This window comes from Niallia yueguangensis, assembly GCF_052663115.1.
Genome location: NZ_JBQTCX010000075.1, coordinates 1 through 390 on the forward strand (window position 1 = coordinate 1; position 390 = coordinate 390).

The 390-nt window shown below is 49.7% G+C and carries 4 tRNA genes; all 4 read left to right on the forward strand.

Annotation, left to right across the window (positions count from 1 at the left end):
* Positions 1 to 7 precede the first annotated feature (7 nt).
* The 4 genes from ACTYA4_RS22230 to ACTYA4_RS22245 all read left to right on the forward strand — a co-directional run bounded on the left by ACTYA4_RS22230 (position 8) and on the right by ACTYA4_RS22245 (position 387).
* A tRNA-Asn gene (locus ACTYA4_RS22230) sits at positions 8 to 82 on the forward strand.
* Between the two features lie 4 nt (positions 83 to 86).
* Positions 87 to 178 (forward strand) — tRNA-Ser (locus ACTYA4_RS22235).
* 34 nt (positions 179 to 212) lie between these two features.
* A tRNA-Glu gene (locus tag ACTYA4_RS22240) sits at positions 213 to 287 on the forward strand.
* A 24-nt stretch (positions 288 to 311) separates the two neighbouring features.
* A tRNA-Val gene (locus tag ACTYA4_RS22245) sits at positions 312 to 387 on the forward strand.
* Positions 388 to 390: the final 3 nt, after the last annotated feature.

Genomic DNA, 390 nt, shown 5'->3' on the forward strand with positions numbered 1-390 from the left:
TAATTATTCCGCAGTAGCTCAGTGGTAGAGCATTCGGCTGTTAACCGAACGGTCGTAGGTTCGAATCCTACCTGCGGAGCCATTATGGAGAGCTGTCCGAGTGGCCGAAGGAGCACGATTGGAAATCGTGTAGGCGGGTAACCCTGTCTCAAGGGTTCAAATCCCTTGCTCTCCGCCATTTAAACACTTGCCATAAATGAAAACATCATTAAGGCCCATTGGTCAAGCGGTTAAGACACCGCCCTTTCACGGCGGTAACACGGGTTCGAATCCCGTATGGGTCACCATTTATATATAAAATCATTTAATTCGGAGGATTAGCTCAGCTGGGAGAGCATCTGCCTTACAAGCAGAGGGTCGGCGGTTCGATCCCGTCATCCTCCACCATAA